General features: G+C 57.3%; 9 protein-coding genes and 1 pseudogene. 5 read left to right on the top strand and 5 right to left on the bottom strand.

Translation table 11 applies throughout. The annotated features are described in order from the left end of the window. Positions 1 to 615: 615 nt before the first annotated feature. The 5 genes and pseudogenes from PBDP_RS30345 to PBDP_RS17355 all read right to left on the bottom strand — a co-directional run bounded on the left by PBDP_RS30345 (position 616) and on the right by PBDP_RS17355 (position 5012). Positions 616 to 1116, bottom strand: a complete 501-nt coding sequence (locus tag PBDP_RS30345) for a methyl-accepting chemotaxis protein (protein WP_249411865.1) — start codon at positions 1114 to 1116, stop codon at positions 616 to 618. 372 nt (positions 1117 to 1488) lie between these two features. Further along, a pseudogene (locus PBDP_RS30340) lies at positions 1489 to 2643 on the bottom strand (FIST signal transduction protein); the annotation flags it as partial. Positions 2644 to 2924: 281 nt separating this feature from the next. Then, on the bottom strand, positions 2925 to 3299 hold the full coding sequence (locus PBDP_RS17365; protein ID WP_212801041.1) for a hypothetical protein: 375 nt from the start codon (positions 3297 to 3299) through the stop codon (positions 2925 to 2927). After that, positions 3299 to 3841, bottom strand: a complete 543-nt coding sequence (locus PBDP_RS17360; protein ID WP_212801040.1) for a tetratricopeptide repeat protein — start codon at positions 3839 to 3841, stop codon at positions 3299 to 3301. Before PBDP_RS17360 ends, PBDP_RS17365 begins: the two co-directional genes overlap by 1 nt. A gap of 22 nt (positions 3842 to 3863) precedes the next feature. After that, positions 3864 to 5012, bottom strand: coding sequence for a tetratricopeptide repeat protein (locus PBDP_RS17355; RefSeq protein ID WP_212801039.1), 1149 nt, complete (start codon positions 5010 to 5012; stop codon positions 3864 to 3866). A gap of 333 nt (positions 5013 to 5345) precedes the next feature. Here PBDP_RS17355 and PBDP_RS17350 point away from each other — a divergent pair, with 333 nt between their 5' ends. The 5 genes from PBDP_RS17350 (at position 5346) to PBDP_RS17330 (ending at position 19984) form a co-directional block, all read left to right on the top strand. Beyond that, positions 5346 to 17441: an RHS repeat protein gene (locus PBDP_RS17350; protein WP_212801038.1), complete on the top strand. Its 12096-nt coding sequence runs from the start codon at positions 5346 to 5348 to the stop codon at positions 17439 to 17441. A 5-nt stretch (positions 17442 to 17446) separates the two neighbouring features. Beyond that, on the top strand, positions 17447 to 17806 hold the full coding sequence (locus PBDP_RS17345; RefSeq protein WP_249411801.1) for a hypothetical protein: 360 nt from the start codon (positions 17447 to 17449) through the stop codon (positions 17804 to 17806). Positions 17807 to 18016: 210 nt separating this feature from the next. After that, entirely contained in the window at positions 18017 to 18673 is a 657-nt protein-coding gene (locus PBDP_RS17340; RefSeq protein ID WP_249411800.1) for a transposase, read from the top strand. Positions 18674 to 19163: 490 nt separating this feature from the next. Next, positions 19164 to 19469 (top strand): hypothetical protein, encoded by a 306-nt coding sequence (locus tag PBDP_RS17335; protein WP_212801036.1) that lies wholly within the window; start codon positions 19164 to 19166, stop codon positions 19467 to 19469. Positions 19470 to 19720: 251 nt separating this feature from the next. Beyond that, positions 19721 to 19984 (top strand): flagellar biosynthetic protein FliQ, encoded by a 264-nt coding sequence (locus tag PBDP_RS17330; protein WP_013693081.1) that lies wholly within the window; start codon positions 19721 to 19723, stop codon positions 19982 to 19984. The last annotated feature ends 38 nt before the right edge of the window (positions 19985 to 20022 follow it).

The raw sequence follows: 20022 nt of genomic DNA, 5'->3' as shown, positions 1-20022 counted from the left end.
AGTAACCTGTGGGAGCGAGCCTGCTCGCGATGACGCCGGCCAGCCAACATCACTGCCAACTGACCCACCGCTTTCGCGAGCAAGCCCGCTCCCACAGGGGATTGCGGGTGTCCACGGCATTTGGAGTCGACACCAGTAACCTGTGGGAGCGAGCCTGTTCGCGATGACGGCGGTACATCCGACATCACCGCCAACTGACCCACCGCTATCGCGAGCAGGCTCGCTCCCACAAGGGATTGCGGGTGTTCACGGCATTTGGAGTCGACACCAATAACCTGTGGGAGCGAGCCTGCTCGCGATGACGGCAGCACATCCAACATCAATGCAAGCTGACCCACCGCTATCGCGAGCAGGCTCGCTCCCACAGGGATTTGCGGTGGACTCCAATTCTGTGAACGCCTCGGAACCATTGTGGGAGCGAGCCTGCTCGCGATGACGCCGGCACAGCCAACATCACTGCCAACTGACCCACCGCTTTCGCGAGCAAGTCCGCATCCACAGGGGATCTGCTGCGGACGTGCGATCTCGCCCCGTCAGTAACCCGGTGCTATCGGCCTTCCACGAAGACCTGTTGGAACCATCTCACCAAGTCCGGCCATCCTGCCGTGCTCGACCTCAGGTACTGGCGTGGGTCAGCCCGGTCAAGGTGTCCGCGATAGCCTTCGTACGTTGCGCCGTGCCTTCGGTGGTGCGGCTCGAGTCTTCCAGGGCATCGAGCATCTCGCGCAGGGCACTCACGGCGATGGACTGGTCTTCGATCTGTTGGGCGACACCTTGGATCTCCGTTGAGAGCAGGTCAATGTCCACGCCGATTTCCGCGGCATTCTTGCGGGTGATTTCCGCGAGCTTGCGAACCTCGTCAGCCACCACCGCAAATCCTCTACCCATCTCACCGGCGCGTGCCGCTTCGATGGCGGCGTTGAGGGCCAACAGGTTGGTCTGTCCGGCGATTTGCTGGATGACCTGTACGATCGACTGGATACGCAAGCTCGAACTGGCCAGCGCCCGGGCGCCGACCACCGCTTCACCCGCTTGGGTGGCAAGCTGTTCGACGGTCGTGCCGGCCTGCTCGGCGACGCTGTTTTGCCGGTCGATCGTGCCCGTCAGGTCATCCATCGACAGGTGCAGTTCGCCGGAGTAATGCTTGATCTGCGTCGCGATCTGCGCTTGCTGCTGGCTGGCGTGGGCCAATACCTGGCCCAGGTCCGTCAGCCCGTCGAACACCGGCAGGATCGTATTGTCCAGGCCGCGAGTGTCCAAGGCGCTGCTGAAGTCATTCATCTTGAACGCCATGATCTGCTTGACCACCACATGGTTCAGGCCCGCCAGCTTCTTGACCTGACGGCGCAGGAAAAACGCCTTGAACTCGCCATAGTGGGCGATGAAGTTGTCGACGTATTCATCGACGAAACTGGCGCCCCTGGTGATTCGAAAGAAGAAAATCGCCGTGAGCGTCTGGTTCAGGTTCAAGCCGAGGATTTCACCAAAGGTCGAGAAGCCGGCCAAGGGCACATCCCCGAAAATACCGGCCATGCTGCCCAAGTCGCTGCTGTTGTTGAGCCGGCGCAGGATGCAGTCGTTGAGAATGGCGGCCACCGGACGGCCGCCCTTGCCCTTGAGAAATTTCTCGTAGTCGAGCCGGGTCGCCTCGCGAAGGGGCGTGCGCTTGACCATCACCAGCTCTTCGCCGGGCGCCACATCGCAGAACAGCTGGATGATCTGCTGCTGATAGTCGATACGGGCAATCGAGCGTACGAACAGCTCATCGCCCACGCGGATGGCGAATGAATAATCGGCCAGCTTCTTTTCCAGCGCCTGGGCACTGCACTCGAACGCATCGCACAGTGCCTGGACCATGCTCTTGATGTTCCCTCGGCTGTCGATGACCTGGTCGATGGTGCGGTCTTCGACCGATGCGGTCAGAACGTTGAATGTCAGTCCGGCAGGTTGGAAGTTCTGGCTCTTGAACACCCCGAAGCGAACATCCGCCGCGGTTTTCAGGAAGACAATCTGCGCATGGTTCTGATAACTGCGCTGCCCATCACTGATCAGGGTCTTTTTGAAATCCGTCTTGCCACCGGCCGACCCGCCGACGAACAGGCAAGGGAAACGTCCAGATTCATAGAGCGCCTCCATAAAGAACGACTCGGAGGCTGAAAGACCGTCGAACACCACGTAAGCCAAAGTATCGCGGTGATCGATGGGCGTGCTCACTTGCGCCTGCTTGATGTTATTCACCAAGCGGGCGATTCGTTCACGCATGGCCAGGCGCTTGCCGCCACCGCGAATGTCCTCGCACTCCAGGGGCACCATCACCACCTCGGCCGACACAATCACACTGGCGTCAAACAGCTGCAGCACCACCCGGTCCCAGGACTCGCCGGTCTGGCAGTACAGCGTATTCGCACCGTTGCACAACTCACCCGAGGTCGTGCACAGGCTGATGGTGCTGTTGGGAAAACGCTTCTTGATCTTGGCGGCGACTCGGTCGATGTCCAGGTGAGGGGAGACGAACCCGGTGACCAACACGGGAGTGATGCGTAGGTTGGCCAGCGTCTGGTCAAGTTCACCGCAAGTGCAGGCCACGCTGACCGTCCCCTGGTTGCGGGCTCGGGCTTTGTTGAAGAGATTCGGTAGGTTCATGGCTGGACTCGGTTGAGCGCGACGTGACGTGTACGTGGTGTACGTGCAGAGCCCTTCCACTGTATCGGTCACGGCTGGGTGTGCTGGTGAGGATTTGCTGCGCAGGGGGTGTAGTGGCGTTGGCTGTACAGAAAAGCAGTCTAAGACCATCTGCGTAGAACCCAGTCACAAAGTAGCTATTTCCGGTCCTAGTCCACAGGGGTTTTTGGTTTAGGTTTTCTAAGTCTGTTGACCAGCGACTTTAGTGCATGTTCAGGAAACTGGCTCACCGGATCTTCCAATCAGGACTCAGGCGACACCATCCGATCAACGATCCCGTAGATAGCCTTTTCCAACTCTTGATTTTCCAACATGGTTTCAGCAACTTTTTTTGAGATGTTGCCGAATTCGGGATGCTCCAGGATATTTTCGCCAAACTCCCAGCGCAGGATTTCCTGCACCGTGATGACTGGGGCTGCATCGTGGAAGTCTTCGGTACCCTTTTTAAGGTCTCGGAGACGATTTTGTAGATGTACGCGCAGCACTTCGAGGTCTTTTTCGCCCTTTTTGACCTTGGCCGCGTTGGCGTTGTTGGCCGCGCTCGAATTTACTCGTTCCTTGGGCTTGGCCAGCGCAGCCAGAACCTGGGAGAGGCGAGTCGAATCGATCTTGCTCATCAGGAAGTCTCGAAGGTATTGCGGTAAGCGCCAAGAAATACCGTAGGTTCGGCAGTATCGGGGCTCTTGATAGCGGCGGTGTCTGAAAGACTTGCCAGCACTCGTTCCATATCAGCCTTCAATGCTGGATTGGAACAGTTCGTCAGGCCCTGAGTCAGGCGGGTGATTGCGTTCGACGTGCGTTCGTCGAGCAATTCCAGATACGCACCGGAAAATTCCCTCAAACTCATGTCCTGCGATGAGTCCAGCAGTGAGCTGAAGGCGTTGCGGGCGTCTTCCAGTTTGGATAACTGAAGGCTGAGCAAACCGAGTTGGAAGCGCGCAACGTCCATTTCCGGGGCCAGTTCAAGTGCCTCGATCATTTCCGCGTGTGCACGCTCCAGCAGGCCAAGTTCGGCGTGTTCGGCGGCACGAAAGTAATGGACCGCTGCGTTTTTCGGTTCCAGCTCAAGGGCTGCGTTCAGATAGTTCAGGGCAGCGTGATGATCGCCGTTCTGACTGGCGTTGATCGCCAAGTGCAAATATTCCGATGCGTCCAGCATGTTGGGCTCCGTGTGCGATGGCTTAGTGTTGGTCCGGATGACGGTCTGGGATCTTGTTCTGATGTGTTTGCAGCCAGTTTTCCATCAGGACCCGGCCGGTGTCGTTGCTGTCGGGTCTCGTCCGGTCAAGCACTTGATCGATCACTTGGACTGCCTTTTCCGGATGTCCGGCTTGCTGAAGCAGGAGGGCTTCGGCGTATCGAGCCGACAAACCGTCCGGTTTGAGTTTGAGCGCGCGGCGAATACCTTTTTGGGCGCGTTCCGTCAACCCATCCATGATGTCGACGATTGCCAGCCCCCCATGGGTCTCGCCAAAGTTACGGTCCAGTGCATAAGAGTGCTCAAGCGCCTGGCGGGCTTGAATGCTGTCCCCGCGCAGAATGTAGATCCAGGCCAGGAGGTGCCAGGTGCCGATGTGGTCCGGCATGAACTTGATCGCTGTTTTGAGGTGTTCTTCAGCCGCTTCAAATTCCAGTTCGTTGAATTCCAGTCGAGCCAGCCCGGACCATGCCCGGCCGCATTCGGGATGCACGGCGACTGTATGAAGCCAGGTGTTGCGTGATGCGGTGATGTTGTGTTGGTGGAAGTGGACCGAGGCGCAGGCGATCAACGCGTCGAGTTGATCGGGGTTCTCCGCCAGCGTCTCGTGGGCAGTGATCAATGCCGGGGAGTAGTTGTCATTCTCGTATTGCAGCAAGGCGAGCAGACCACGAATGTTGATGTTTTCCGGTTCTAGCAGCAACGCTCGCGCAACCAGGACCTCGGCCTCTTCGGTTTCCTCCAATTGATGCAATGCCCGCGCATGCATCATCAGTAGCGGTGTGGGGCTTTGCGGTTCATGGCTCAGGCGTGAAAGCAATGCATGGGTGGCCGCATAATCGCCGCTGTAAAAATGGCCCTGGGCGGTGTTGAAGATAACGGCTGGATGCTTGATTCCGCCTTCGATTGCTTTATCGCCAAACGCGCCCGCTGCAGCATATTGGCCGGCCTGCAAGGACACATGGGCTGCCAGCGCACAGATGTTGGGCTCGTCGATCGCCTGGGTCGTTAGATGGTCGATCAATTGTTGGCCATGAATGACATCGCCAAGGTCGATGGCCAATGCCAACGCGTCGGCCAAAAGTGTCAGGTTGGTTGGATCATGTCCCAGGAAAGTGAGCAGGCGCGCCAAGCGATTCTGTTCAGCGGACGTGTTCTCAATGCTCATGAATGGATTCTTTTCGGCGATCGGAAGAAAGGGAGCGGCGGTTCTCCCGAGCGATTATTGCCTTGATGGCTGCGGCCTGTCATGCGTTAAACAGCCAATTTCAGTGCTTCATAAAATATTTTCCATCCCCCCTAAACTTTTTTCGAAAACCGAGCATAAGCACTGACAGTAGCGCTGCTTGGTCGTTGTACCGGCAGCTAAGTTTAAGCCGCGTGGGCGGCTCAGCTTCGTCGGGGAGTTAAGGGAATCATGGTCGCCATCGTCGCCGGTAATGGATTAGGGCTGTTCAATGCTTCGGTGAATTCGTTGGGGGGCAGCGGTGTCGGTGGCCAGGGTAATCTCGGCCAGGCCGGGGGACAGGCGTTGGTCAACGTCAGCAACGGCAACCTGGTGCTGCGCTTTACCGACGAGCAACTGTCCGGCTTGGGCCAGGATTTGCTGCATACCCGCACCTACAACACCCAGGGCGGCCTGAGCGATGGCGATGCCGATGGCTGGCGCTGGGACGGCGAACGCAGCCTGCTGTTGACCGGCACCGTGAACACTGCAGGCAGCCAGGTGACCCGTACCACGGGCGACGGGCATCAGACGGTCTATCAATGGAACGGCAGTCGCTATCAATCGACTGAGGGCGATGGTGCCCATGACACGATTACCTGGGATGCCGGTGCCGGTCAGATGGTCTGGACTGACGGCTCCCGACGTCTCGTCGAACGTTACGACGACACTGGCAGGCTGCTGTCGGTCACCGACGCCAACGGCACGCAAATCAGCTATGGCTACGATGCCAATGGACGCTTGAACTCGGTCAAGGACAGCTCCGGTCAGGAACTGGTGCTGAGTTATAACGCGTCCGGCAAGCTGGAGCGCGTCGACACGCGCAACGCTGCGGGCGGTGCGCTGACTCAGCAGGTGTATTACGGCTACGACGCTCAAGGACGGCTGATCAATGTCAGTACCGACCTGAGTCCGGAAGACAACAGCATTGCCGATGGCAAGGTCTACCGCACCGACTACACCTACGACGGGGCCAGCTTCCGTATCGCCAGTGTCGTGCAAAGTGACGGCACCTCGGTCAGCTTCACTTATCAGTTGCTGGACGGCGAGTACCGGGTCAAGACGGTTTCCGACAGTTCGGGTACCACCACCTTCAGCTACGACACCGCCAATCACCGTACGGATGTGCTCAATGGCTCCGGCCAGCAGTGGAGCTACTTCTACGATACCAACGACCGCTTGATCGAAGTGCAGACCCCGGCGGTGGATGGGCAGCGCCTGTCCACGCGTTATGCCTATGATTCGGACGGCAATGTCATCAAGGTCACAGATGGGCGCGGCAACGCCGTCACCTACCAGTACGATGTGAACGGTAACGTGCTGTTGGAGCGCGATGCGACGGGGGCCATGGTTGCTCGCAGCTACAGCGCCGATAATCAGTTGCTCAATGAGATCCGCTACACCGCGACAGCGACCCTGAACACCACCACCGGGGTTTGGACAGAGCCGCCGGCCAGCACCGCCCAGGTCAGCCGATTGGCCTACGACAGTAATAATCGGGTGCGCTTCATGGTCGATGGGCGTGGCCAGGTCACGGAGTACCGCTACAACACCCAGGGGTTGAGAACCCAGGAAATCGCCTACGGTGATGCCTTGTTCGTGGTGGCCGGGCTTGCACCGCAGGATGTGTTGACCGAGTCGCAACTGGTGACCTGGGCCGGTTCGCGAGATCGCACCCGTTCGACCCTCACCGAGCTGAGTTATGACTATCGTGGCAATTTGAGTCGTCGGGTCGCTTATGGCTCGGTCAGTGCTGCCGGCACCGGTATCCAGGAGAGCAGCACCAGCGTAACCGAGTACGTCTATAGCCAGCATGGTCAACTTCTGCAGACGCTTGTAGTCCGTGCGGCAGACCGCAGCCGGAAGATTACCCTCAGCTCGGTTGTCTACGATGGCTTGGGGCGCGTGATCAGTCAGACTGACTCGGCTGGCACCCGAACGAATGCCTACAACGGTACCAACCGTACCGTGGCGGTCACCAACACTGCAGGTTTGACTGTTACGCAGACCTACAACGCTAAAGGTCAACTGATCAGCCTGACACAGACCGCCGCCGGCCAGGCATCGCGTTCCACGTCGTATATCTATGACGATGCCGGGCGGCAGGTCATGGTTCAGGATGCGACAGGCGTTCGCAGCTATACGTTCTACGACGAAACCGGGCGGGTCAGTGCCCTGGTGGATGGCCTCGGCGCGGTGACTGAGTACAGCTATAACGCCGCCGGCCAGCGTGTCCAGGAAAAACGCTACGCAACCCTGGTCGATACCTCGGCCTGGTACAACGGTGCCGTGGTGCTCAAAAAACAGATTGATGAAGTCCGTCCGGCGAGCGCTTCTGCGGATCGTCTCACCGCTTGGTCTTATGACAATGCCGGCCGACTGAGCACCAGCACGGATGCCAGCGGTACGCTGACCACCTTCACTTATGACGGCAAAGGCCGACTGATCACCCAGCAGACCGGTGATCGCACCACCCGATTGTTCTATGACGCCAGCGGGCATCAGATTGGCCAGTTGGATGCTGAAGGCTATCTGCGTGAAGACCGTCATGACGCCGCAGGTCGGCTGACACAGAGCATTCGTTATGCGAATGCGACTGTGCTCGCGAATCGGGCCACCGGCACCCTCGTCAGTTTGCGCCCACCTTCCGCAGGTGATCTGACGAGTTGGTATTTCTACGACACGGCCGGTCGCCTAATCGGCAGTGTCGATGAGAAGCAGTTCGTCACTGAAACGGTGTACGACGAAGCGGGCAATACCCAGAAAACCATTCGTTACGCCACGGCCTATACCGCCGCGATTTCCGCTGCGACAACCTTTGCAACGATCAAGAGCGGCGTGGTGGCGGGTGCGGCACAAACCGCGACCACGACGTTTGACGATCAAGGGCGCGTAGCCCTGCGTGTCGCCACCGATGGCACGGCCACGGCGTATGAGTACGATTCGGCCGGGCGCCTGGTGCGTGAAACCCAAGCCCAGGGCACCACCGAAGAACGCAGCACTCGCACCCGTTATGACGCCTTTGGGCAAACCATTGGCAAGCTGCTCGGTGAAGCGTCGGCGCGCATCACGACTGGCATGAGCACCTCCGAAGTGGCTGCGATCTATGCGCAGTACGGTTTGACCTATCAATATGATGCGGCCGGACGGGTAGCCAGTGTCACTGACGCAGTGGGTAACCGGACGTCGTCCTACTATGACGCGGCAGGGCGCCTGACTCACGTCGTCAACGCAATGGGCGAGGTTAGCGAAACGGTTTATAGCGCCTTTGGTGATGTTCGCGAGCGGACTGATTTCACAGGTCGGTTGGCCGCGGCGGACACTGCCACTCTGTCGGGCGGGGTGTTGAATGCGCAGTTGAAAACATTGGTGCAAGCGATCCGCAACGCGGCCAATGACAATCGGCGTGTGTATGACTACGACAACCGTGGCCTGTTGACGTCCACGACCGATGCCCTGGGCTACGTGACCCGTTATGGCTATAACGCCTACGGCAATCAGACGTCCGTCACCCGCACGATCTCCACGGGGAATACGGTCGCCAGCAGCATCACCTACAACAAGCGTGGCGAACAGATTAGCCGTATCGACGATGTTGGCGGCTTGGCCCGTAGCAGCGCCACGGTCTATGACGCGTTCGGCCGGGTGATCAGCCAGACCGACGGCCGGGGCCAGGTCAGCACCACCACCTATGCCAGTAATGGCCGAGTCATTACGCTAAAGAATCCACTCAACCAAGGGCAGACCAGCGAATACGACGCCTTTGGTCGAGTACTCAAGCAAACGGACGCACTGGGCAAAGTCACCACCTACGCCTACAACGACAGCGCACGCAGCCTGACCGTGACCACGCCCGACGGCGTCAGTGTGGTCACCGTCAAGAACCGTCATGGTCAGACCCTGACGATCACCAATGGCACCGGTGCAGTGACCCGCTACAGCTACAACAAGGACGGTCAGCTCGTCACCACCCAGGATGCGTTGAACCGCTCCACCACCAACGCCTATGACGAGGCTGGGCGACTGCTCACCGTGACCGACGCCCTGGGCCGGATCACCCGCTATGGCTACGATGTTGCCAACCGCGTGCTGACACGCACCGATGCCAACAACAGCGTGACCCGTTATAGCTTTGACGGCCAGGGACGCCAGGTGCGAGTCGTCGACGCGGAAGGGAAAACCGAGCAACGCGTCACCGACTACGCTTACGACCGTAAAGGCCAGGTGCTGACAGTGACTCAGGATCCCAACGGCCTGAAGCTCACCACCAGCTACAGCTATGACGGTGTGGGACAGCAAGTGCAGGTGATGCGCGGCACGGTGGCCAGCCCCAGCCAGCAGATCACCCTGTATGAATTCGACAAGCTGGGCCGGCGCACTGGTGAACGCCAAGACCCGAGCGGGCTGAACCTGACCACTCGATACAGTTACGACGCCAACGATCAGGTCACGCGCAAGGTCGATGCGGCGGGGAACAGCACCTGGTATGTCTATGATGATGCCGGTCGTGTGAGTGCCACTGTCGACGCCCTGGGGTATGTCAGTGAGAACAAGTACGACGCCAATGGCCGGGTGGTCGAGACGGTACGTTATGCCAAGCCGATTCAGGTGCCGACGGTGGGTAGTAGCGATGGTCAGACGCTGTCCCTGACCGGAAACTCTCGTCTGTTGACCTCGTTGGACAAAATTGCCATCGATCCGACCAAGACCTACACCGTGCGCGTCAAGCTGCGCCAGGTCACGGGGGAAGGTCTCGTGTATGCCGGCGTGGTGACTTACGACAGCGCCGGCAACAGGCTCGCCAACACGTCTGGAGGCACCTATTCCTATAACGCCGCTTCGGCAGTGAAGCTGACGCCGGAGATGGGTTGGCGCATCTTCGAGGGCACCATCAGTGGCACCAGTCCGAACAGTGGGGGAGACAACCGCAACAAGTTCATCGAGGGCAGTGCGAGCGCGGTTCCTATGCTGTTGTACAACTATGGTGTCGACGGCAGCGGCGATCCCAGTCGCTTGGTCGAAATGGATTCGCTGGAGTTGATCGATACTGCTACCGGTCAGGTCCTTAACGTCAACGCCAACGCGAGTGCCGGCCAGGCAAACTGGTCCGCAGTCAGCGGTGTGCACAGCGCAAGCGATGCGCTTAGCGCCGAACATGTCCAGACGCTGTTGCGTCCGGACAGCGATGACCGGCACACCCAATTCGTTTACGACGCAGTGGGTCGCCAGCGCTACGTGATCGACGCCCAGGGTGGTGTTACCGAGAACAAGTACGATGCCAACGGGCGACTGACCCAGACCGTTCAATACGCCACCCGTGTTCAACGACCGACGTATGGCAGCAGTGACGGCGCGACGCTTTCCCTGAAGGGCAACTCAGGTATTTTTACCGGGCTGGAGCAGATCGCCATCGACCCGGCCAAGACTTACACCGTGCGGGTCAAGCTGCGCCAAGTGACGGGAGAAGGCCTGGTTTATGCCGGCGTGGTGACTTACGACAGTGCTGGCAACAAGCTCGCCAACACGTCTGGGGGAACCTATTCCTATAACGCCGCTTCGGCAGTGAAGCTGACACCAGAGATGGGTTGGCAGACTTTCGAAGGCACCATCAGCGGCACCAGCCCAAACAGTGGAGGGGCCAACCGCAACAAGTTCATCGAGGGCAGTGCCAGTGCGGTGCCCCTGTTGTTGTACAACTATGGCGTCGACAGCAGCGGTGATCCCAGCCGCCTGATCGAAGTCGATTCGCTGGAGCTGATCGATACGGCCACGGGCCAAGTACTGAACGTCAATGCCAACATCAGTGCTGGTCAGACGAATTGGTCCGTGGCCGGCGTCAACGGCGTGCATAGCGCAAGCGATGCCCTGAGCGTCGAACAGCTACAAACCCTGCTGCGCCCCGAGAGCACTGTTGACCGCACCACCACCTACACCTACGACGCCGCTGGTCAACAAAAAACCGTGACCGACGCTGCAGGCAAGGTCGAGTCCTACACCTACGATGCAGTGGGCAACCGCAAGACCCTGACCAATAAAAACGGCCACGTCTGGACCTATAACTACGACGCGCTCAACCGCCTGGTGGAAGAGATCACACCAGCGGTCGCCGTAGCCAGCATCACCGAGGCCGGCGTGGTGTCGGCGGTGAGTCGTTACCTGGTGACCAGCAATACCTACGATGCCCTGGGCAATGTCACCAGCCGTACCGAAGGCCGCCTGCGGGCCAGCGTTGCCGCCGATCCGGCACTGGACGAACTGACGGAGGCGCGCACCACCGCCTATGCCTACGACGCCGTCGGCCGGCAGATCCGCACCACCAGCCCAGGCTGGTACAACAAGCTCAACGGCCGCTACCAACAGGCCTCGGATGGCACCGCCAATACCTTCCAGGTCAGCACCGAAGTCACCTACGACAGCCTCGGCAACGCGGTACGCAACCGCGTGCGGGTCAACAACAGCGGGGTGGCCGCCACCGATTTCGTCGACAGCTACAAAGTCTACGACGTGCTGGGGCGGGTCAGTTACGACATCGACGGGCTCAAGGGCGTAACCGCCTATGCCTACGATGGCCTGGGCCAGACCACTCGCACCGTCCGCTACGCCAATGCGTTGACCCAGGCCGTGCCGGCCAGGGGTTATTACCTCGCGACCGATGTCACCGCCACCACGCTGATCCCCGACGCCACCCAGGACCGTACGCTGATCACCAGCTACGACGCCCTCGGGCGCAAGACCGCGGTGCAGAAGAATATCGTCGGCCTGTTCACCTTCACCGGTAATGTCGCCACCTCAACCCTGACCAACCTGGCGCCTACCACGCTTTACAGCTATGACGCCTTCGGGCAACTGGTGCGCGAGACCCAGGTGGCGCGCAACGCCAGCGGCGCCACCGTGCAGACCGGCGCCAGCACTGTGTACTACTACGATATGGGCGGCCAGCGCATCGGCAGTGTGGATGCCCTTGGTTATTACACCCGCATGGAGTACGACGCTCTCGGTCAATTGACCCGGCAGATCGACTACGCGACCAAGCTCGCCAGTTGGAACGAGAATGCTCTACCGGCGGCGCCGACGGCCAGCGTTAACGACCGCAGCGTTCGCTTCAGCTACGACGCCATGGGCCGTCTCACTCAGACCACCATAGAGGGCGCGCGTTTCTGGCAGCAGAGCATCAACGCCACCACGGGAGCGGTCAGTGCCACGTTGGTGACCGCTGATCTGTCGCTCAGCCGTAACACCTACGATGGTGTGGGTAACGTCAAGACCGTCACTGACGCCCAAGGCAACGTCGTCAGCACGGATTACAACGCCCTTGGCCAGGTGATCAAAGTCACCGAGCCCGCACGGGCCACCGCCAAGAACGGCGTGGTCGACCCTTTTGCCAATGCCGACGTCATCGCGTCCCCGACCACCACGCTCCTGCTCAACGCCTTCGGGCAGCAAATCCGCGAGATTCGCGCGGCAGGCACCGACAGTGCCGGCAATGTACAGGCCGGCCTGGGCCAGATCACCCGCACTCGTTACGACGCCGCCGGGCATGAGATCCAGGAGATCGACGCGGCGGGTTCGGCGCAGAACTACAAGGTTGATGTGGCCGGCCGGCGCATTGAAGAAACCCGACAAATCGATGTCACGATGAGCGCCTGGATTACAGTGTTTGGCGTGCCAATGGCGATGAATCACACGACCCGCCGTACCTTCGAGTACGACGCGCTCGGCCAACAGATCGCCACCGAGGACTGGTACACCGTGGGTTGGGACACCAAGGTGTCCGCGCGCGAAAGCGCACTCTACAACCGCTTCGGTGAAGTCACCCGCAAGCAGGTCAATGGCAGCACCGTAGAAATCTTCAACTATGACCAGGTCGGTCGGCTCGAATCCTACGGCAACGCGACCAATGTCACCGCGTTCAAGTATGACCTTTCCGAAAAAGTCAGCAAAAGCACGGTACTGGGCGACTGGAGCATCACCACCGACGACCGCATCACTTACATGCGCAACGACGTGCTTGGTCGCACCTTCGAGCAACACCTGCCCGCGTTCGAGGCCAACCTCGGCGCCGACACCCTGAACAGCGCCACCCTGACCCTGAGCACCCCGATCATCCGACAGACCCTCGATCGCTGGGGTAACGTGCTCAGTCGTACCGATGCGCGGGGCTACGTCACTAGCTACACCTATAACCACGCGAATCAGGTGCTCACTGAAACCCTGCCGGTCACTGACATCCTGCGCGAGAATGGCACCGGCTATCGTGCCAGCCTGATCCACGAAAAGCGCTACGACATCCTCGGCCAACTGATCCAGGAAGCCGATCTGGTCGGGCCCTATACTGGCGTGGCTAGCAACACCCTGCTGCGTACTCGCCAGCATGTCTACAACCAGGTCGGTCAACTGACTCGAGACGTTGATGCTCTCGGCAACTCACGGCAATACCGCTATGACATCCATGGCAATCGCGTCGCTACCCAAGACGCCTTGGGCACCGTGCTGGTCGACGGCTACGATGCCATGGATCGGCAGATCAACCACGGCATCATCCGTGGCGGCGCCAAGGTCACCTTGCTGACCAACAAATACGACCAGGCTGGGCGGTTGTATGCGGAAATCAGTGGCACAGCGGAGACGGCGGAAACCCTGAAGAACGTGGAAGATGCTCGCCAAGGCGCGTCTTATATGTCCGGTGTGGCGGGGAATACCCGATACACGGTTTATAACGAGCGCGGCAATATCACCCATAGCAATAACGAGTCAGGGGTGATGTTCAGCTATGAATACGATGCGCTCAATCGCAAGACCCTTGAACAAGACGAGATGGGAAGCACCAAGACCTGGACGTATTCGGCAGGGGATGTGTCTCGATTGGTTGGGCATAAGGACTGGGGCGGACATACCTATACCTATACCTACAATGCTTTTGGTGAGGTGGCTAAAGAGCAGGTCGCCGGAGGCCCTGACAAAATCTACCAATACTTTGCCAATGGCTTGACTAAGTTTGTGATCGAGGGTCCCACAGATAACTGGTCGGCTACGGGATCGGAATATGATCTGGCCGGGAATAAAGTACGTGAATTCAACTCCGCCAGCTTCACGGTGAACTCAAGTATCTTCAATAGTAACTATGAAACGCTCTACAAATATGATGCATTGGGAAGGCTGATAGGAGTTAAGGCGCCTGCCGGTACTGATTTGTCGACTCCTGCTGAAACCGCTCGTATTGATGCCCTTACGTATAGCTATGACGGGTTGGGCAATCGGCGTCGTGTCGCAATGGATACTACCAACCAGAAGGGCGTACGCACGGTAATTGACAATTGGTTTAAATATGATCTGGAAGGCCGAGTATTGGTCGAGGACGGCTTCCTCAACAGTGGGGGGCAAGTGGCCGCCGGTGTCATAAGTGGTAAAGGGAAGGGTAAGGTTTATACATACGATGCTGCAGGTAATCGAACGTCTTCCGAAGAATATGTAAAAACTATCGATTTCTTTGGTTATCCCAGTCACGAATATGTGCTGAATAACTACACCTATAATGACCTTGGTTCGCTGCTCACCACCACCAAGCGGGCCTCGATCCGAAACCTGTCGACTAACCCCGATACGTCCTATGGGGCGCTGCTCGGCGAGGCCAGCCAGATATTCAGTGCCCAGTATGACGTACGCAATAACCGCATTTCCCAAGAGGATGTCAATGGTAGTGAGCGCACCCGTACCACCTACACCTATCGTGGAGATGGACAGCTCAATAATCAGCTGGTAACCCGCTGGAACGGCAGCAGCTGGACGGCCTCTCAATACACGTTCTTCAACGAAACACGAAAGATCGGTGCTGATGGCGTGGAGCGTGATTCCCTCGTGGGATATAACGCTGCGGGACGTTCTGTTCACTATCGCTATAGCGTATACGACAAGAACGGTAGCCGGACCATGTGGGGGGAGAACTCCACTACTCTTACAGGGTTTGAGGCATGGAAGGAGAGCAAGATCCAGGCAACTGTTAATAGCGGAACCAATGGCCTGACAACCATGTCCTACGGCGCTCGCGGCGAGCTGCGTATGGCGAGTGCGAGCGGGAAAGCGAATTTTATGCGATATTTTGCTGCGGACCAAAATGGTCAACTGACCGTGCGCACGGACTACGATTTTACTTCTCAGCGTTATGTCCTCCATAACGGCAACATGCTAGCAAGTGTCGGCAATAACAGTGCACCGCAGATCTACGACACCATCGCATCTGTCTCGCCCGACGAAGTACCGCGCACGTCTGGTAGTTACGTGATCGTTGAGGGCGACACTCTGCAGGGCATTGCCCAGAAAATTTGGGGCGACTCGAGCATGTGGTACCTCATCGCCGACGCTAATGGATTAGGCGTCGGTGATGCTTTGGATCGCGGCACAAGCTTGATCATCCCCAACGTTGCCGGCAGTAATGCCAACAACGCCGACACCTTCAAGGCCTATGATCAAAACGAAGTGACTGGCGATCTTACGCCGGTGCCGATCTACCAACCGCCAAAGCCGAAGAAAAAGAAGAGCAAAGGGCTCGCCAGCGTCGTCATGGTGGTGGTGGCTGTGGTGGCGACGGTGTTTACGGCAGGGGCGGCGTTGGTGGCAGTGGGGGCTGCTGGAGGTGCGACTATTGCTGGGGCCGGGGTCGCCGCGCTCAGCGGTGCGGCAGGTTGGGCTGGTTTCGGCGCCGCGGTGGTGGGAGGCATGGCGGGCAGCGCTGCCGCCCAACTCGCCGGTAACGCCATGGGAGTGACAGACGGTTTTTCCTGGGGGCAAGTCGCCATGGGAGGACTCGCCGCAGGCATTGGCGCTGGAGTTGGTAATCTGGTCTCGGGCGGCCAGACTGCCCAGCAACTGGCGCAAACAGGCAGCTATGGAAAAATCGCCACTGCTGCGGTACTGAACTCTTTCGGTAACTACGGGGCCAGCAAAATTGTCGGCCTGGATACCAGCTTCAGCTGGCGCTCAATCGCCACGTCGGCGCTGGCTTCGGTGGCCACCGCTCGGATCAGCAAAGGGTTGGGCCTGACTACCGATAACTTCAAATCCAACTTCATGAACGGGGTCATTGGCGCCCAGGTCAGTTCTAGCGTGCAGGCCTTGATTGGTAAGGGGGGCAAGCTGGACTACGCAGACGTAGCGGCAGATGCCTTTGGTAACGCGATAGGGAATGGTTTGATTGAGGCGTCTCTGCCGGATGGCAATTTCTTTGGTCCGAGATCGGGTGACAGTGAGCGTCAAAAAACTGTTAATGGTGCTTTCCAGAGATGGGAGCAGGCACGCTCTACAGAACAAAACAGCGATATTCCTTCCAATGATTTTTCAGCGTCGCTTGCTACCAACCAGTTTCAAGAGATGTTGGATAGCGGGCAATTACCCGACACATTGACGAGCGCGGAAGTTGCTCATCTCGCTCGTGAAGCTGAAAAGAACGGTGGAGTATTGCCTGATAACCTGCGGCGAGCTGTCTTCGACGTGGGTGAACCGTTGTTCTCCGCCGGAGTGTATGCAGATACGGATCTGATGGGTACCAATCCCACCCGTTTCGATACGGGTAATTTAGCGCTAGACATGGCGTACGGGTTTAACTCCGTGATTCACAACGGTGTTGCCCTCGGGGTCAATGCTATCTGGGCTGGAGCTAATGCCATTCCTATTGGATGGGCAGAGTTAAGCGGACGAACGTTTGAGCAGGCGAACCAGGACGTGCTGGCAGCCTCGGCGGCGGTTCCAGGCGGAATGTTTGCGGGCCGGCTGCTTGCGCCGTCGGCTTGGTTTTCTAGTAAGGTGGATTTTGCGCTTTCTCGGGTGGTGCAGTCGGAAGCCTTGAGTGGAAGCAATAGTCGCTTCTCTATCTCGTCAAATTTTCAGTTGATTGATGACGATGTACCTAGTCTCATTGGGGTTCCGATAAACGGCGCCACGCGCACCGTCCCTCTTGGGTTTAATCCTGAGACGCAATTCACGGCTGCGGCGCAAGACCTTCTAGATGTGCTCACTCAGAGCGGTATTACCGATGCCACCATTGGTGTTCGCGGTAGTTCCGTTACTGGCTTTAGCTTGACCAAAGGCACTGCGTTCGGACCGCAAAGCGATATCGATTTTTTCATTGAAAGCCGCCAGCTTACTGATGGCTACACCACGTCGAAAAATATTCCTGGCTTTGTTCATCCGAACAAGATATTAACTGACTATCCGTTACTCCGAGACTGGTCTACTAACTGGACGAGTACACTCGGTCGCGATGTGACGCCGGGCGCGTTCCTCCCCGGTAAGTTACCTGTCCAACCGTCAATTGTTGTGAAGTCAATCGTTCCTGGGGGTTGAATTAAATGCAATATGTAAATCTGCTGGGTATGCACCCTAGTTTCGTGGGGTTGCGACCATTTGCGAAATCGTTCTTTGAAGCTCTAGGCGTTAATGATGGGGAGGAGCGCGAGAGCGGTAACTACGTTGATGGTTATTATTTTAAGGGTTCTCTTGGTAACATGACTTTCTCTGTCGCTATATCAGACGAAGATGTGCATGAAGACCTACCGTACTGGATTCACATTTCAGCGGACTTGGTTACACCTGATGCTCTGGACGATGCAGTGTTTCAGTTGATTCGAGATAAGGTACTTCCAATGGGGTTTCAGTTGGCCCGCATTGTTAATTTTGGTAAGCGAGGTGAGCAGCGAATTGACTATTGACATTTGATCAGCGGATCCTTGGAACGTGGGGAAACAAGAGGGGAAACGGGGACAGACCACGTTTTCTGTGAAGTATTTTGATTGACTGAAACAGTAGGAAATAGAAAGAGGTGATGTCTTTTCTTGGGTTGGCTAAGCTTTTGGTCCGACTTGTTTGAAAGGACTCTCCATATGCCACGCAGAGCGCGCGTCTTGATACCGGGCGTCCCCTTGCATCTAATTCAACGAGGGAATAATCGATCGGTTTGTTTTTTCTCGGATGATGATTATCTTTTTTATATGGAACTCCTCGCTGAGCAAGCCAGCAAAAGTGGATGTGAGGTTCATGCGTGGTGTTTGATGAGTAATCATGTGCATTTGTTAGTCAGCCCTCAAGAGCAAAGTAGTGCGGGTTCGCTTATGAAGGGAATAGGGCAGAGATATGTGCAGTACGTGAATCGTACATATGGACGCAGTGGGACCCTATGGGAGGGGCGCTTTCGTTCATGCCTTGTTCAAAGTGAAAGCTATGTTTTGGCCTGCTATCGTTATATAGAAATGAATCCTGTCCGGGCTAGAATGGTAACGCATCCGGCGGAGTATCGTTGGTCGAGTTATCGTGCTGACGCACAATCAGAGTTTTCGTATTTTACTACCCCGCATGCTCAGTATCTGTCGCTTGGAGGGCCAAACAAATCGACTGCCGAAGCTTACAGGGAGCTTTTTAGAAACGAGCTGGAGGTGGGGCTGGTTGACCAGATTCGGGCCGCCACTAATGGTAACTATGTGCTTGGTGGCTCTCGATTTGCTAATGAAATTGAAGCAGTGATCGGACGGCGAGCTCAGCGAGGCCATCCGGGACGTCCTGGAAAGCGATCACTGTCTTAGTTGGAAAACGTGGTCTGTCCCCGTTTTCCTGTCCCCGTTTTCTTCGCACCGAGACTGCAAGCATCCTGATTCGTCGGGGCGGGGGAAGGCGGGGACAGACCACGAGTATGGGGTGGACCGATTACAGGTGAACTCAAATCGTGGTTTGTTCCCTCGTTTCCGACCCCGGGGGAACCCCACAAAATGCCCCACTTCCTGCCGTTTCTCATCCGCTGCGCCAGTATTCCAAGCCCAGCCATCACAGCGAAAACACCATCACCAATCCACGCATTCATTCCGTAACATTCTGTTGCACCCCCAAAACAAATTTCGCTACCATAGCCACGTTGATGGCCATCTGCTACGTAGTCTAAGCGAGCTGAGGCTGAGCGATATCGTGACGTGAAGCTCAACACGCAGTGAGTAAGCAACGCCAGGTAGATTTAAACGTTCGGTATCGTTTTATATATTTTGATCCTCTGGATCATTAAAGGATTCGGAGTGTACGTAGATGATCGCTGGTGATGTTGCTGTGAAAGAGTTCGTGCAGTTGCTTGATATCGCACTCTCTATCGCTGAAAAAAATAAAATCGACACCAAAGATCCCTTCATTATTCAAGCTGCTGAGACAACGGTGAAAAACCTCAAGGGTTTTCGTAAGTTGGCTCTTTCTGGCGCACTCCCGAGACCATCAAAAGGCGATTTTTCTCAGGCGATGGATCTTGGATTAAGCCGAGAAGTTGGCGAATGGGCGGTAAGTAGCAACTTGCGTGATGCTGTTTTTAAGATCGAAGATTACTATAAAAATTCAATGTAAGTATGTTTGGGCAACTCGCGCCGATAGCAGCATTGAATCCCCTCGGGCGCCTCATCGTAGGCGCGACGCATAGGCAAATCTGAGCCCTCCTGACTGGCGCAGACCCAAGCACCACCATTCGTCCCCATCCAGTAACATCCTGTTGCATCCCCTGACACTATATCGCTACCATGGCAAAACAATGGCGATCTGCCATTCAGGCTGTGGCGCGCCCAGAGCGCACCTTGGATCTAGCTCAGTCGGGGTTATGGATGACGCAGGATTTCATGCTCTACGCGCTCAAGGAAGCGCTGCTGACCTCCGCGATGGTGGCTGCTCCGCTACTTCTGGCCATCCTGATCGTTGGCCTTTTAGTCAGCATCCTGCAAGTCGCGACCCAGATCCAGGAAATGACCCTGACCTTCATCCCCAAACTGATCGTGACGGTGGTCATGTTGCTGGTTTTTGGTGGTTGGATGTTGACGGTCCTCAAACAATTCGCACTCAGTGCATTAACTCAGGCCGCTAGTTTCTAGCCGCGTTTTTTGGTGTGAGTGTGTGCTGACGTCCTTCT

This window comes from Pseudomonas sp. St290, from assembly GCF_018325805.1.
Classification (GTDB): Bacteria; Pseudomonadota; Gammaproteobacteria; order Pseudomonadales; family Pseudomonadaceae; genus Aquipseudomonas; species Aquipseudomonas bijieensis.
The sequence above is the reverse complement of the archived record's forward strand: the minus strand, read 5'-3'. Positions and strand labels throughout refer to the sequence as shown.

Excerpts from the sequence above, each read along its gene's own strand:
- PBDP_RS30345 (WP_249411865.1), bottom strand. The coding sequence starts at position 1,116 with ATGGATGACCTGACGGGCACGATCGACCGGCAAAACAGCGTCGCCGAG.
- PBDP_RS17365 (WP_212801041.1), bottom strand. The coding sequence starts at position 3,299 with ATGAGCAAGATCGATTCGACTCGCCTCTCCCAGGTTCTGGCTGCGCTG.
- PBDP_RS17360 (WP_212801040.1), bottom strand. The coding sequence starts at position 3,841 with ATGCTGGACGCATCGGAATATTTGCACTTGGCGATCAACGCCAGTCAG.
- PBDP_RS17345 (WP_249411801.1), top strand. The coding sequence starts at position 17,447 with ATGCAATATGTAAATCTGCTGGGTATGCACCCTAGTTTCGTGGGGTTG.
- PBDP_RS17335 (WP_212801036.1), top strand. The coding sequence starts at position 19,164 with ATGATCGCTGGTGATGTTGCTGTGAAAGAGTTCGTGCAGTTGCTTGAT.
- PBDP_RS17330 (WP_013693081.1), top strand. The coding sequence starts at position 19,721 with ATGACGCAGGATTTCATGCTCTACGCGCTCAAGGAAGCGCTGCTGACC.